This is a genomic window from Halomonas sp. THAF5a, from assembly GCF_009363755.1.
Lineage (GTDB): Bacteria > Pseudomonadota > Gammaproteobacteria > Pseudomonadales > Halomonadaceae > Halomonas.
The window spans coordinates 639,745-654,414 of the sequence record NZ_CP045417.1 but is presented as its reverse complement, the minus strand read 5'-3'; the positions used below and the strand labels follow the sequence as shown (position 1 = coordinate 654,414).

The 14,670-nt window shown below is 70.5% G+C and carries 10 protein-coding genes; 3 read left to right on the top strand and 7 right to left on the bottom strand.

Annotated features, from left to right (window positions below; genetic code table 11):
• The first annotated feature begins 50 nt into the window (after positions 1 to 50).
• Positions 51 to 3,995 carry a NahK/ErcS family hybrid sensor histidine kinase/response regulator gene (locus FIU83_RS02930; RefSeq protein ID WP_152482688.1) on the top strand — a complete coding sequence of 1,315 codons (3,945 nt, stop codon included), beginning with the start codon at positions 51 to 53 and terminating at the stop codon, positions 3,993 to 3,995.
• Between the two features lie 134 nt (positions 3,996 to 4,129).
• Here FIU83_RS02930 and FIU83_RS02925 read toward each other — a convergent pair whose 3' ends face one another.
• From FIU83_RS02925 to FIU83_RS02915, 3 genes are all read right to left on the bottom strand, one after another.
• Positions 4,130 to 4,792 (bottom strand): response regulator transcription factor, encoded by a 663-nt coding sequence (locus FIU83_RS02925; RefSeq protein WP_152482687.1) that lies wholly within the window; start codon positions 4,790 to 4,792, stop codon positions 4,130 to 4,132.
• A gap of 213 nt (positions 4,793 to 5,005) precedes the next feature.
• On the bottom strand, positions 5,006 to 6,955 hold the full coding sequence (gene acs / locus FIU83_RS02920) for an acetate--CoA ligase (RefSeq protein WP_152482686.1): 1,950 nt from the start codon (positions 6,953 to 6,955) through the stop codon (positions 5,006 to 5,008).
• A 162-nt stretch (positions 6,956 to 7,117) separates the two neighbouring features.
• Positions 7,118 to 7,678 carry a SprT-like domain-containing protein gene (locus tag FIU83_RS02915; RefSeq protein WP_152482685.1) on the bottom strand — a complete coding sequence of 187 codons (561 nt, stop codon included), beginning with the start codon at positions 7,676 to 7,678 and terminating at the stop codon, positions 7,118 to 7,120.
• A gap of 110 nt (positions 7,679 to 7,788) precedes the next feature.
• Here FIU83_RS02915 and FIU83_RS02910 point away from each other — a divergent pair, with 110 nt between their 5' ends.
• Positions 7,789 to 8,451, top strand: a complete 663-nt coding sequence (locus FIU83_RS02910; protein WP_152482684.1) for a YecA family protein — start codon at positions 7,789 to 7,791, stop codon at positions 8,449 to 8,451.
• Positions 8,452 to 8,522: 71 nt separating this feature from the next.
• On the opposite strand, the gene FIU83_RS02905 is transcribed toward FIU83_RS02910, so the two are convergent.
• The gene (locus tag FIU83_RS02905) at positions 8,523 to 9,644 is read right to left on the bottom strand and encodes a phosphatidylserine/phosphatidylglycerophosphate/cardiolipin synthase family protein (RefSeq protein WP_152482683.1); all 1,122 of its coding nucleotides are present in this window, start codon (positions 9,642 to 9,644) and stop codon (positions 8,523 to 8,525) included.
• Positions 9,645 to 9,769: 125 nt separating this feature from the next.
• Between FIU83_RS02905 and plsB the strand changes: the two genes are divergently transcribed.
• Entirely contained in the window at positions 9,770 to 12,223 is a 2,454-nt protein-coding gene (plsB, locus tag FIU83_RS02900; protein WP_253939525.1) for a glycerol-3-phosphate 1-O-acyltransferase PlsB, read from the top strand.
• A 37-nt stretch (positions 12,224 to 12,260) separates the two neighbouring features.
• On the opposite strand, the gene FIU83_RS02895 is transcribed toward plsB, so the two are convergent.
• The 3 genes from FIU83_RS02895 to adk all read right to left on the bottom strand — a co-directional run bounded on the left by FIU83_RS02895 (position 12,261) and on the right by adk (position 14,525).
• Positions 12,261 to 13,037: a class I SAM-dependent methyltransferase gene (locus FIU83_RS02895; protein WP_152482682.1), complete on the bottom strand. Its 777-nt coding sequence runs from the start codon at positions 13,035 to 13,037 to the stop codon at positions 12,261 to 12,263.
• Positions 13,034 to 13,750 carry a tRNA (adenosine(37)-N6)-threonylcarbamoyltransferase complex dimerization subunit type 1 TsaB gene (tsaB, locus tag FIU83_RS02890; protein WP_152482681.1) on the bottom strand — a complete coding sequence of 239 codons (717 nt, stop codon included), beginning with the start codon at positions 13,748 to 13,750 and terminating at the stop codon, positions 13,034 to 13,036. The genes FIU83_RS02895 and tsaB overlap by 4 nt, the downstream gene beginning before the upstream one ends.
• Before the next feature lie 118 nt (positions 13,751 to 13,868).
• Positions 13,869 to 14,525, bottom strand: a complete 657-nt coding sequence (gene adk, locus FIU83_RS02885; RefSeq protein ID WP_152482680.1) for an adenylate kinase — start codon at positions 14,523 to 14,525, stop codon at positions 13,869 to 13,871.
• Between the last annotated feature and the right edge of the window lie 145 nt (positions 14,526 to 14,670).

The window sequence follows — 14,670 nt, the reverse complement described above, 5'->3', positions numbered from 1 at the left end:
GCCCGGCGGCCCTGCCCTAGAATGGACGTCTTCGGAAGGGAGTTGAGTGCATGTTCGCCGGCTGGCTGCTGATCGTCGTTTCGCTGCTCTACATCACGGTGCTGTTCGCCATCGCCTGGCGCGGCGACCGCCACGCCCGCCAGCACGGGGCGAGCCGGCGCCGCCCGGTGATCTACAGCCTGGCGCTGGCCATCTACTGCACCTCCTGGACCTTCCATGGCGCCGTGGGCCAGGCCGCCACCTCCGGCTGGTCCTTCGCCAGCATCTTCGTCGGGCCGATCCTTACCCTGCTGCTGTTCTGGCCGGTGCTGGCCAAGATGATCCGCGTCGCCAAGCACCAGAACGTCACCTCCATCGCCGACTTCATCGCCTCGCGCTACGGCAAGACCCAGTCGCTGGCGGCCTTCGCGAGCCTGGTGGCGCTGATCGGCACCCTGCCCTACATCGCCCTGCAGCTGAAGGCGGTCGCGACCTCCTTCAGCGTGATCACCGCGGCCTCGGACATCACCCGGGCCCCGCTGTTCGGCGACACCGCCTTCTACGTGGCGCTGGTGATGGCGGCCTTCGCCATCCTCTTCGGCACCCGCCACACCGACGCCACCGAGCACCACGAGGGGCTGATCCACGCCGTGGCCTTCGAGTCGCTGGTCAAGCTGGTGGCCTTCCTGGCGCTGGGCGCCTACGTCACCTGGGGCATGTTCGACGGCCTCGGCGACCTGCTGGGCCGCGCCGAGACCCAGCTCGAGCTGCAGCGCCAGCTCGCCGACCAGGACTTCGGCCAGAGCTTCTGGGCCCAGACCCTGCTCGCCATGCTGGCGATCCTCTGCCTGCCCCGGCAGTTCCACGTCGCCGTGGTCGAGAACATCCACCGCGACGACGCCACCAAGGCGCGCTGGCTCTTCCCGCTCTACCTGCTGGCCTTCGCCTTCTTCGTCATCCCCATCGCCGCGGCCGGCCTGACCGTCTTCTCCGAGAGCCGCATCGAGCCCGACACCTACGTGCTCGCCCTGCCGATGGCGGCCGACAACGCCTGGCTGACGCTGCTGACCTTCATCGGCGGCTTCTCGGCGGCGACCGGCATGGTGATCGTCGCCGCGGTGGCGGTGTCGATCATGATCTCCAACGAGATCGTCATCCCGGCGCTGTTCCGCCTGCGCTGGTTCGACACCAAGCCCCGGGACTACGGCCGCCTGGTGCTGCGCGCCCGGCGCATCACCATCGCCGCGATCCTGGCGATGGCCTACGGCGTCTACCACATGATCGGCGAGTTCAGCTCGCTGGCCAACATCGGCATGCTCTCGTTCGCCGCCGCGGCGCAGTTCGCCCCGGCGCTGATCGGCGGCCTCTACTGGAAGCGCGGCAACCGCCTCGGGGTCATCGTCGGCATGAACGCCGGCTTCGCCATCTGGGCCTACAGCCTGCTGATGCCGACCATGATCGGCACCGGCGTGCTGCCGGTCGACTGGGCCGACGGCGGCCCGCTGAATATCGCCTGGCTCGCCCCCACCTCGCTGTTCGGCCTCAACGTCGGCGACAGCTTCACCCACGGCGTGATGCTCTCGCTGGGGGTGAACCTCTTCTGCTACATCTTCGTCTCCCAGATGACCCCGCAGCGAGTGGTCGAGCGCATCCAGGCCTCGCTGTTCGTCGACAGCGTCGAGACCCGCCAGACCTCGGTGAATCGCCCCTGGACCGGCGCCACCACCGTGGGCGACCTCAAGGTGCTGTGCGAGCGCTTCCTCGGCGCCGGCCAGGTGAGCCGCGCCTTCGACGACTACGCCCGGCGCACCGGCAAGCCGCTGGAGGACAACACCCGGGCCTCCATCGACGTCATCCAGTTCACCGAACGCTTCCTGGCCTCGGTGCTCGGCGCCTCCTCGGCGCGCATCGTCGTCAACTCCGCCCTGCAGGGTCGCGGCATCGGCATCTCCGACGTGATCTCCATCGTCGACGAGGCCTCCCAGGTGCTGGAGTTCAACCGCGCCCTGCTGCAGGCCACCATCGAGAACATCAACCAGGGCATCAGCGTGGTCGACCAGAACCTGCGCCTAGTGGTCTGGAACCAGCGCTACCTGGAGCTGTTCCGCTTCCCCGACCACCTGATCCGGGTCGGGGCGCCGATGGACAAGATCTTCCGCTACAACGCCCACAACGGCGAGTACGGCCCCGGCGACCCCGAGGAGCACGTGCGGCTGCTGATCGACAACATCCGCGAGGGCCAGCCCCACCGCTACGTGCGCTACCGCCAGGACGGCAGCGTGCTGGAGGTTCAGGGCAACCCCATGCCGGGCGGCGGCTTCGTCTACACCTACCAGGACATCACCCAGCAGAAGCGCATCGAGGAGGCGTTGATCCGCTCGGAGAACAACATCCGCATCTACACGGACAACGTCCCCGCGCTGATCGCCTACTTCGACAAGGAGTGCCGCTACCTCTTCACCAACCGCGCCTACGAGCAGGCCTTCGACATCGACCGCAACGCGGTGATCGGCAAGCGCGTCGACGAGGTGATCGCCCCGGACATGGCCCGCGAGCGGGCGCCCTGGATCGAGCGGGCCCTGGCCGGCGAGCGGGTCAACTTCGAGGTCTCGCTGCAGATCGGCGAGGCGCGGCGCTACATGCTGGTGACCTACACCCCGCACTTCGGCGACAGCGGGGCGATCCTGGGCTTCTTCGCCCTCTACCAGGACATCACCGAGCGCCGCCGCGCCGAGATCGCGCTGAAGGATACCAACGAGACCCTCGAGGAGCGCGTGCGCGAGCGCACCCAGGCGCTCTCCGAGGCCAACGCCGCGCTGCGCCAGGAGAACCGGGTGCGTGCCGAGGCCGAGCAGGCCCTGCGCCAGGCCAAGCAGCTCGCCGAGGACGCCAACGCCTCCAAGACGCGCTTCCTGGCCGCGGCCAGCCACGACCTGCTGCAGCCGCTCAACGCCGCACGGCTCTTCACCTCGGCGCTGGCCCAGGAGATGGACGCCGAGGAGATGAAGCGCACCATCGGCCATATCGACAACTCCCTGCAGGCCGCCGAGGAGCTGCTCGGCACCCTGCTCGACATCTCCAAGCTCGATGCCGGCGCCCTGACCCCGCGGCGCAGCCACTTCGCCCTGGCCGATATCATCCGCCCGCTGCGCGCCGAGTTCGCGGTGATGGCCGAGGAGCGCGGCCTGGACCTGGTGGTGGTGCCGACCGGCCAGTGGGTCGACAGCGATCCCCAGATGCTGCGCCGCATCGTCCAGAACTTCCTGTCGAACGCCATCCGCTACACCCAGGCGGGCCGGGTTCTGCTGGGCTGCCGGCGCCGCGGCGACCGGCTCACCATCGAGGTATGGGACTCGGGCCCGGGGATTCCCGAGGCCAAGCAGGCGGAGATCTTCCAGGAGTTCCGGCGCCTCGACCAGGCCACCCGGCACAAGGAGAGCGAGAAGGGCCTGGGGCTCGGGCTCTCCATCGCCGATCGCATGGCCCGGGTGCTCGACCACCCCATCCGGGTGCGCTCCCGGGAGGGGCTGGGCACCATGTTCTCCGTCAGCGTGCCGACGGTGGCGCCGCGCACCGCGACCCAGCAGGCCGAGGACGCCGCGCCGAAGCGCGCCGGCAACAAGCTCGACGGCACGCGTATCCTGTGCATCGACAACGAGTCGCTGATCCTCGAGGGCATGAAGGCGATGCTCTCGGGCTGGGGCTGCGAGGTCTTCACCGCTACCACCATCGGCGGCGCCAAGTCGGTGCTGCGCCACCTCGACGGCGGCCCGGACGCGATCCTCGCCGACTACCACCTGGACAACGAGGTCACCGGGCTGATGGCCCTGGAGGCCCTCGGCGAGCGGCTGGAAAAGGACGTGCCGGGCATCGTGATCACCGCCGATCGCACCGAGGAGGTCGCCGAGGAGATCAAGCGCGCGGGCTACCAGCTGCTGCTCAAGCCGGTGCGCCCGGCCGCCCTGCGTGCCCTGCTCACCCGCACCCTGCAGGCCAGCCGCGCGCCTCGCGGCTAGCGGTAAGCTGGAAGCTGGAAGCTGGAAAACAGCGCAAATGACACCGCCTCCGGGGCAAGACCACGGAGGCGGTGTTTGTTTCGGCTTCAAGCTTCCAGGCGCTCAGCGCTGCTCTTACGGCTCCTGACCGAAGGTCAGGACTCCACCTTCGGCGGCTCCACCTCGAGCTTCTGGGCGGCGATCACCGCCTGGGTGCGGGAGTGCACGCCGAGCTTTCTGAGAATGGCGGTGACGTGGGCCTTGATGGTCGCCTCGGAGACGTTGAGCTCGTAGGCGATCTGCTTGTTGAGCAGCCCCTCGGTGAGCATGTTGAGCACCCGGAACTGCTGGGGGGTCAGCGAGGCGATCGCCTCGGCGAAGCGGGTCTCGTCCTCGTTGGCCTCGCCCAGCGCCTCGGCCATCTCGGCCGGCAGCCACACCTCGCCGTCGAGGATCTCGCCCACCGCCTCGGCGATCAGCTGCAGCGACGAGGACTTGGGAATGAAGCCCGAGGCGCCGTAGTCGATGGCCCGGCGTACCACGTGGACCTCGTCGCTGCCCGAGACCACCGCCACCGGGATGTCCGGGGTCTGGCCGCGCAGCTGGATCAGGCCGGAGAAGCCGTGGGCCCCCGGCATGTGCAGGTCCAGCAGGATCAGGTCGGCATCGGGATGCCGGGTGACCACGTCGGTGGTGGCCTCCATGGTATCGGATTCGACGATCTCGGCCTGGGGCGCCAGCTGACGCAGGGCCTGGGTCAGGGCCGCACGGAACAGCGGATGGTCATCGGCGACGATGAATTTCTGGGCAAAGGCCATGGATCTTCCTCCGGTTCCTCGAGCGGCGGACCGACGACCGCCACGCTGGGCTCTCTCGATTTGTCATCGCATGTTACCCCATGGCCTGGGCGATGCCCAAGAGGCGGGCACCAACGAGGCCCGGGGCGACCCGGCCCCGGGCCTCGCCCCCAACGAAGAAGCCGGCCCCGTGGGGCCGGCTCGGTCGTGGCACGCCCCGTCGGGACGGCGACGTCAGCGGTTGGCGCGATGCTCGATCAGGTCATCGACCACCGAGGGATCGGCCAGGGTGCTGGTGTCGCCCAGGCCGTCGCACTCGTTGGCGGCGATCTTGCGCAGGATGCGGCGCATGATCTTGCCCGAGCGGGTCTTGGGCAGCCCCGGCGCCCACTGGATGACGTCCGGCGAGGCGATCGGCCCGATGTCCTTGCGCACCCACTGGGTCAGCTCCTTCTTGAGCTCGTCGCTCTCCTCGAAGCCGTCCGCCAGGGTCACGTAGATGTAGATACCCTGCCCCTTGATGTCGTGGGGGAAGCCGACCACGGCGGCCTCGGCCACCGCCTCGTGGGCGACCAGCGAGGACTCGATCTCGGCGGTGCCCATGCGGTGCCCGGAGACGTTGAGCACGTCGTCGACGCGGCCGGTGATCCAGTAGTAGCCGTCCTCGTCGCGGCGGCAGCCGTCGCCGGTGAAGTACATGCCCTTGTAGGTCGAGAAGTAGGTCTGCACGAAGCGGTCGTGGTCGCCCCAGATGGAGCGCGCCTGGCCCGGCCAGGAGTCGAGGAGCACCAGGTTGCCCTCGGTGGCGCCCTCGAGCTCATTGCCCTCGTTGTCGACCAGCGCCGGCATCACACCGAAGAACGGCAGGGTCGCGGAGCCCGGCTTGAGGTCGGTGGCGCCGGGCAGCGGGGCGATCATGATGCCGCCGGTCTCTGTCTGCCACCAGGTGTCGACGATCGGGCACTTGCCGTTGCCGATCACCCGATGGAACCACTCCCAGGCCTCGGGGTTGATCGGCTCGCCCACCGAGCCGAGCAGGCGCAGGCTGTCGCGCTGGCTGGAGGCCATGACGTCGTCGCCGTGGGCCATCAGCGCCCGCACCGCGGTGGGGGCGGTGTAGAGGATGCTGACGTTGTGCTTGTCGACGACCTCGCCCATGCGGCCGTGGGTCGGGTAGCTGGGCACACCCTCGAACATCAGGGTGGTGCCGCCGTTGGCCAGCGGGCCATAGACGATGTAGCTGTGGCCGGTGACCCAGCCCACGTCGGCGGTGCACCAGTAGACCTCGCCGTCCTGGTAGTCGAAGACGTAGCGATGGGTCATGGAGGCGTGCAGCAGGTAGCCGCCGGTGGTGTGCTTGAGGCCCTTGGGCGCCCCGGTGGAGCCGGAGGTGTAGAGGATGAACAGCGGGTCCTCGGCGTTCATCTCCTCGGCCGGGCAGTCGGTGGACTGCTTGGCGACGATGTCCTCGTACCAGACGTCGCGGCCCTCCTTCCAGTCGATCTCGCCGCCGGTGCGCTTCACCACCAGCACGTTCTGGCAGACCTCGGTGCCGTCGCGGGTCAGGGCGGCATCGACGTTGTCCTTGAGCGGCACCTGCTTGCCGCCGCGCACAGACTCGTCGGCGGTGATGATCAGCTTGGACTGGGCGCCGATCACGCGCTGGGCCACGGCATCCGGCGAGAAGCCGCCGAATACCACCGAGTGGACCGCGCCGATGCGGGCGCAGGCCAGCATCGCCATGGCGGCCTCGGGGATCATCGGCATGTAGAGGGTGACCACGTCGCCCTTGCCGACCCCGAGCGCCTTCAGGCCGTTGGCCAGCTGGCAGGTCTGCTCATAGAGCTCGCGGTAGGTGAGGGTCTTGTCGTCCTGGGGATCGTCGCCCTCCCAGATGATCGCCGGCTGGTCGCCGCGAGTCTCGAGGTGACGGTCGAGGCAGTTGACGCTGGCGTTGAGGGTGCCGTCCTCGAACCAGCGGATGTCCACGTTGTGGGCGTCGAAGGAGGTGTGCTTGATCTTGGTGGGCGCCTTGAACCAGTCGAGGCGCTTGGCCTGCTCGCCCCAGAACCCCTGTGGGTCGTCGACCGACTGCCGGTACATGGCCTGGTAGGTGGCCTTGTCGGCGTTGGCCTTGGCGGCGAAGTCGTCGCTTACCGGGTAGACGTTCTGATGCTCGGTCATGAATATGCCTCTCTCCGGGAGGATGCGCCCTCCGGGTGGATGATGCCGGCCGCGTTGTTGTTGGACGGGCCGACTCCATAAAACTGCCTCAAGCATATACGTCCCGACGCGGCCTTCCCCTTAGACATTGGTATGATCAAATTTCTTTTATAGAACAATGACTTAAACGGGTTTTTCAAGCGTCGCCAGACCGCAATAGACCAAGGTCTGAGCGCACTGCCGACAGCGATAGCGGCTGCCGCGGCGGGCCAGCGCATGGCGACGTGCCGTGAAGCCGTGCTCGCGGCAGGCGCAGCGGTAGCGGTAGGGAGCGGGGCTCGCGCGCCCGGTATCGAAGCGGTGGGTGGTACGAGGAGCCAGGCCGAAGAGCCGGCGCATCACGGTCTGCCACTCGCGGCCGTGGGGGCGCGCCCGGGGGCCATCCTCGAGGTGGTGGACCAGCCAGTGGGCCATCTCGTGAGGCACCACCTCGACCAGGAAGGCGAGGCGGTTCTCGTCGAGGAGCACCGGATTGAAGCGCAGCCCGCCGCGCCCGAAATGGGCCTGGCCGGCCGAGCGGCCGCGCAGGTCCAGCCACACCCGCGGGCGCGGCAGGGCCGGGTGCACCTCGCGACAGAGCCGCCAGGCCGCCTCGACCCGCTCATGCAGGGCGCGGTGCAGGGCGTCACCGTCGAGGGCGGCGATCCGCTCAGGGTCGGGGGCGGGAAGCGCGGGAGCCGTCATGGGATGCTAGAATGGCCGGTCTGTCGCGAGGCGACAAGCCCGGCGCTCGACACGCGAGGTCCGAAGCTCGACGCCGGCCCACCCTTCACCGTTTCCCTGCGAGAGCCGTCATGTCCGATGCCGAAACGCCCCTCCCCCAGCCGCTGCTCGAGGACCAGGAGCTCGACCTGCTGGACGACTTCCTCGACTCCGAGCGCGTCGACGCCGATGCCCTGGACCTGATCGGCGCCCATGGCTTCCTGGTGGCGCTGGCGGTGGCCCCGCGCGACGTGCCGGCGGCGACCTGGGTCGCCGAGCTCTTCCACGGCGAGCCGACCTTCGAGGACGACGCCGAGCGCGAGGCGGTCCTCGGGCTGCTGGAGCGCCTGCGCGCCAACGCCATCGAGGTGCTGGAGGGCGGCGGGCTACCGGAACTCCCTTTCGAGCTCGAACTCGGCGAGCTGGCCCCCGAGGAGACCCCGATCGGCGACTGGTGCGCCGGCTTCATGGAGGGCGTGTTCCTCGACGAGGCCGCCTGGTTCGACGACGACGAGGAGGCCGCCGCCACCCTGCTGCTGCCCTTCATGCTGCTCTCGGGGCTGTTCGAGGACGAGCCCGACATGGCCGAGCTGGCCGGCGACGGCGCGCGGCTGGAGAGCCTGGTCGCCCAGCTGCCGGAGCTCGTGCTCGACCTCTACCTGCACTATCGCGTCCCGCCGGAGACCCCCAAGCCCAAGCCCCGGCGCAAGGCACCCGCCGGTCGCGGCAAGGGCAAGGGCAAGGGTAAGCGGTAAACGCCGAGCAGCAGTAGCAAGGAGCAAGGAGCAAGTACGTCAGCCTGTCACTTGTCACTTGTCACTTGTCACTACCGTAATCGCGTCAGCAGGCCGTCGACCAGGCCGAACAGCCACTCCTTGAGGCGCTGCCAGCGGGGCCGGCGGGCCCAGGCCGCGGGATCGATCTCCTCGCTGGTGGCGAAGTTGCGCTCGAACAGCTCGGCGACCCGGGCGGCGAAGCGGGCATCGTCCACCTCCTGGTTGGCCTCCAGGTTCCACTGCAGGCTCCAGTGGTCGAAGTTGCAGGAGCCGAGGCTGACCCAGTCGTCGACCAGCGAGAACTTGGCGTGGATGAAGGTGGGCTGGAACTCGAAGATGCGCACCCCGGCGCGCAGCATGCGGCCGTAGAAGCGCTGCCCGGCATAGCGCACGCCGGGATGGTCGTGGGTCTTGCCGGGCAGCAGCAGCCGCACATCGACGCCGCGGCGCGCCGCCCGCACCAGACGCTGGCGCAGGGTGAGGGTCGGCACGAAGTAGGGGGTGCAGATCCACATCCGCCGCTCGGCCGCCGAGACCCGCCGATGCAGGGAGTGGCGGATCGCCTGGTAGCGATACCCCTGCCCCCACACCACGCGCCCGCGCATGCCGTGAAAGCCGTCGTCGCGGTAGGGCGAGAGCTCGATCCCGCGCACCAGCGAGGCGGCACCGGGCCCGCGACTCAGCGGCGAGTCCCACACGCTGCAGAACAGCCGCACCCAGTCGGCGACCACCGGCCCCTCGATATGCACCGCGACCTCGTACCAGGCATCCAGGAACTCGTCCACGGCGCCGAAGCCGCCGGTGAAGGCCTCGACGCCATCGACCACCACCAGCTTGCGGTGGTCCCGGGTGAGATTGCGCACCGGTGACTCGAACCCCAGCGGATTGAAGAAGCGCAGCGCCACTCCGCCAGCCTCCAGCCGCCGGCGTTCGGCCTCGTCGAGGCCCATGGCGCCATAGCCGTCGAGCAGCAGCATCACCGAGACCCCGCGTTCGGCGGCCCGCAGCAGCGACGCGCTGAGGGCCGAGGCCAGCCGGCCCGTCTCCATCAGGTAGAGCTCGATCAGCACGAAGTGGCGCGCCCGGTCGACGGCCTCGAACATCGCCGGCAGGAAGCGTGCCGCCTCGGGCAGCAGCGCGAAGTGATTGCCGTCTCGCCACATGCCGTCCATGGCTCCCTCCCTGTCGAGCACCTACCGGCATTGACGCATGTTTACCGCCCGGAGGAAAGGGCGCCCGCTGCCCGCCGGGGCGAGGACCGCTATACTGACGACTCATTTCCGGCCGAGGCAGACGGATGGGCCTTGCACGCATGCTCGCCGGCGCGCGTCGCGCGGCGCTCACGCCGCTGGTGCGGCGCTGGACCCAGACCCGGCTGATCGAGCCCGCCCCCGAGGCGCTGCCGCTGGAGCCGACGCTGCCGGTGCTCTACGTGCTGTCGCGCCCGGCGCTCTCCGACACCCTGCTGCTCGAGACCCTGGCCCTGGCCCACGGTCTGCCCGGGGCCGGTGGCCGGCGCCGCGTGGGCCAGCTGAACCCGCCCGCCTGCCTGGCGCTGCCCGCCCCGGGGCGTCGCCTGTGGCGCCGTGGGCGGCGGCCAACGGCCCCCTTCCAGCCGCTGATCGAGCAGTACCGCCGCGACCCCGCGCAGGACGTGCAGCTGGTCCCGATGAGCGTCTTCTGGGGGCGTGCCCCGGGCAAGCGCTTCGGCTTCTGGCACCTGCTGGCCGCCGACAGCTGGCGACTCACCGGCCGGCTGCGTCGCCTGCTCTCGGTGGCGGTCAACGGGCGCGACGTGGAGGTGCAGTTCGGCGCGCCGCTGCGCCTCTCCGAGCTCGATGACCCGCGCGACCCGGCGCTCACCAACCGCAAGCTGGCCCGGCTGCTGCGCGGGCATTTCCGGCGCACCCGCACCCGGGTGCTGGGCCCCGACCTCTCCCATCGGCGCACCCTGATCGACGGGGTGGTGGCCAGCGCCGAGGTGCAGCGCGCCATCGGCGAGGTCGCCACGGCGGAGACGACGCCGCGAGCGCGGATCGCCCGGCGCGCCCGACGCTACGGTCGGGAGATCGCCTCCGACATGACCTACCCGGTCATGCGCTTCATGGCCGGCGCCCTGCGGCGCCTCTGGCACCGCCTCTACGACGGCGTCGAGGTGCGCGGCCTGGCGCGGGTCAAGGCGCTGGCCGGCGAGCATACCCTGGTCTACGTGCCCTGCCACCGCAGCCACATCGACTACCTGCTGCTCTCCTACGCGCTCTACCGCGAGGGACTGATGCCGCCGCACATCGCCGCCGGGCGCAACCTCGACATGCCGCTGGTCGGCCCGCTGCTGCGCCGCGGCGGCGCCTTCTTCATGCGTCGGAGCTTCCGCGACAACCGCCTCTATGCCGCGGTGTTCAACGAGTACCTGCACCGCCTGCTGTCCCGGGGCCACCCGCTGGAGTACTTCATGGAGGGCGGCCGCTCGCGCAGTGGCCGCCAGCTGCCGGCCCGACCGGGGATGCTCGCCATGACCCTGCGCTCCTTCCTGCGCAGCCATCGGGAGGGCGGCCGGGACATCGTCTTCGTGCCCGTCTACCTCGGCTACGAGCGCATACTCGAGAACGCCAGCTACCAGCGCGAGCTGCGCGGGGCCGAGAAGCGCAAGGAGTCGCCGCTGGCCCTGCTCGGCGTGACCCGCCGACTGCGCCAGTCCCACGGGCGGGTGGACGTGAACGTCGGCGAACCGCTGTCGCTCGCCGCCTTCCTGGATGCCAGGATGCCGGGCTGGCGCGACGACCTCGCATCGCCCCGCCCGACCTGGCTCCCCCGGGTGGTGCCGGCCCTCGGTGAGACCCTCGCCCAGCGCATCAACGCCGCCGCCGCGCTCAATCCGGTCAACCTGGTGGCCCTGGTGCTGCTGGCCACGCCCCACCGTGCCATCGAGGCCGGGCTGCTGGCCCGGCAGCTGGAACGGCTGGTGGCCCTGCAGCGGCGCCGGCCGGGCGGGCGCGACGCGAGCCTGCCGCCGGGCTCGCCCGAGGCGTGGATCGCCCGGGTCGAGGCCCTCGGCATGATCGGTCGTCACCCCCATCCGCTGGGCGACATCATCGTCGCCGACGAGCGCCAGGCCGGGCTGCTGGGCTGGTACCGCAACAACGTCCTGCACCTCTTCGCGCTGGCCGGCCTCACGGCCTTCGCCTTCCGACACCAGGCCCGCCATCGCCTGGAGACGCTCACCGCCCTGCTCGCCCCCGGCTGGCCGATACTGGCCCGGGAGTTCGCCATCGCCCCCGCGCCGGCACTCTCCATGGATCTGGCCGCCATGCTCGAGGCGCTGGCGGCAGAGGGCCTGCTGGAGCGCGAGGGCGACGCCTGGCGACGGCCCCGGGAGTCGCTGTCGGCCGGGGAGCAGCTCGACATGCTGGGCGCACTGATGCAGCCCTCGCTGGAGCGCGGCTACCTGCTGCTCTCGGTGCTGTTGAGCGAGCCCTCGGGGCACTTCACCGCCGAGGGGCTCGCCGCGCGCAGCCGGCTGCTGGCCGAACGGCTGGCCCTGCTCTCGGGCCGCGACGCCCCGGAGTTCTTCGACGCGCGGCTCTTCACCGGCCTGGTGGAGAGCCTCGCGACCGGCGAGTGGCTCAGCGTCGACGACGGTCGCCTGACCTTCGACGCGACGCTGCGCGAGGCGGCCGAGCAAAGCCGGGCGCTGTTCGACCCGGCGCTGCGCCACCGCCTGCAGCTGGTCAGCCGCCAGGATGAGGCGTGATGGGTGAGGGACGCGGGCCGAGCGGCGGGGGCCGGGGTCAGGCGCCCAGGCGGCGATGCACGTAGAGGTCGTAGCGGCTGGTCTTGTCCTCGATGACGTGGCGCGGCGGCGGGCCCGCCAGGGGCGGCGCCTTGCGCGGGCGCTTGACCACCACCCGGTGGCTCGCCACGTCCAGCGCCGCCTCGAGCAGCCGCGGGGCATCGGCGTCGTCGCCGGCCAGGGTGCGGAAGAGGCGCATCTCCTTCTTGACCAGCGCCGACTTGTCGCGGTGGGGGAACATCGGATCGAGGTGGATCACCTCGGGGGCCACGCCGGCGCCCGCCACCAGGCTCGCCAGCTCGCGGCCGGCATCGCCGTGGGCCAGGCGCATGCGCGCGGCGATCTCGCGGGTCTCGGGGTCGGCCAGGGCCCGCGCCAGGCCGTCCTCGAGGAGCGCGGCGATCGCCGCGACCCGCTCCACCAGCAGCACCTCGGCGCCCAGGCTCGCCAGCACGAAGGCGTCGCGACCGAGCCCCGCGGTGGCGTCCACCACCGAGGGCGTGACGCCCTTGGCCAGGCCGCAGGCCCGGGCGATGAGCTGGCCGCGACCGCCGCCGAAGCGTCGCCGGTGGGCGGCGCGCCCGCCGACGAAGTCCACCGCCAGGGGGTGGCCGTAGCGGCGCGGGTCGCCGGCCAGCACCAGGCGATCGTCCTGGCGGGCCAGCGTCAGGGTGTCGCCGTCGCTCTCGGCCTCCCCGGCGTCATCGGCCATGGGCAGTCCCCACCGCCGGGCCAGCGGATGGAGGGCCGGGTCGCGAACCGCGACGGCGCTCATCGGCTCTTCTGCCAGGCGACCTGGTCACGCAGGTAGACCGGCTGCACCTCGTGGGCCGGGCGGGCCTCGCCCCGCGCCAGCGCGTCCATGGCCAGCAGCGCCATGTCGGCGGCCTCGGCCTCGACCTCGGGCAGGCAGAGGCTGAGCCCCGCCTGCACCTCGACGCGCATCTGCTCGCGGAGGCCCCAGCCGGAGCCGATGCCGATCCAGTCGGCGTTGCCCTGGCTAGCGTCCTCGAGGGCGGGCAGGCGCAGCCGCGAGGGCGGCATCACCGCCTCATCGCTGAGCGGCTCCACGCGGCCGTCGCGACACTGCCAGGCGGCCACGTAGATCTCCCCCATGCGAGCATCCAGGGCGGTGATCAGTCGGCGGTAGTGGTGGCGGCGGTGTCCGCCCAGGGCCAGCGCCTCGAGGGTCGAGACGCCGACCATCGGGCGGTCGAGGCCGAAGGCGAGCCCCTGGGCGACCCCGGCGGCGATGCGCAGCCCGGTGAAGGAGCCCGGCCCTCGGCCGTAGGCCACGGCGTCGAGCGCCGAGGCCGCGAGGCCCGCCTCGGCGAGCACCTCGTCGACCATCGGCAGCAGGCGTCGGGTGTGCTCCCGCGGGGTCAGGGCGAAGCGGGAGATCAGTTCGTCGGCGTGGCCGTCGCGACGGCGCAGCAGGGCGGCGGAACAGGCGCTCGAGGAAGCGTCCAGGGCCAGCAGGATCGGCATGGGGCATCACGTCGTGGCGGAAGTGTCGCCGCATTATACGCGCGACGCCGCCAACGACGAAGGCCCGCGAATGCGGGCCTTCGGCGACGTGCCAAGCACGGGGAGACGCGGCCGGGGCTCAGCCCTCGAGGGCCTCGATCACCTGGCCGGTGATGTCGTCGATGCTGCCCACGCCCTCGACCCGATGGTAGGCCGGGGCCGCCTCGGGGGCTTCCTTGGCCCACTGCTGGTAGTAGTCGACCAGCGGCGCGGTCTGCTCGTGGTAGACCGCCAGGCGGTTGCGCACCGTGGATTCCCGGTCGTCGTCGCGCTGGATCAGCGCCTCGCCGGTGACATCGTCCTTGCCCTCCTCCTTGGGCGGCTGGTACTCGAGGTGGTAGACGCGACCGGAGCCCGGGTGGACGCGGCGGCCGGCCAGGCGCTTGACGATCTCCTCGTCATCGACGGCGATCTCCAGCACATGGTCGATCCTCACCTCGGCATCGCGCATGGCCTGGGCCTGCGGGATGGTGCGCGGGAAGCCGTCGAAGAGGAAGCCGTTGGCACAGTCGGGCTGGCTGATGCGCTCCTTGACCAGGGCGATGATGATGTCGTCGGACACCAGGCCGCCGCTGTTCATGATCTCCTTGACCTTGAGCCCCAGCTCGCTGCCCTCCTTCACCGCGGCGCGCAGCATGTCGCCGGTGGAGATCTGCGGAATGTTGAACCGTTCGCAGATGAACTGGGCCTGAGTACCCTTGCCGGCACCCGGGGCCCCCAACAGGATCAAACGCATCTGACTGCTCCTTGGAAATGTGTGTTGCGAAGAGGTGAAGAAAAGTAAGAAGCGAACGATAACCGCGCCGCCCGGCCCAGACAAGCGACGGGGCTCGATTCTTCCTGCCAGGACAGGAAAAAAGAGTGTGGCATCAAGTGACTGT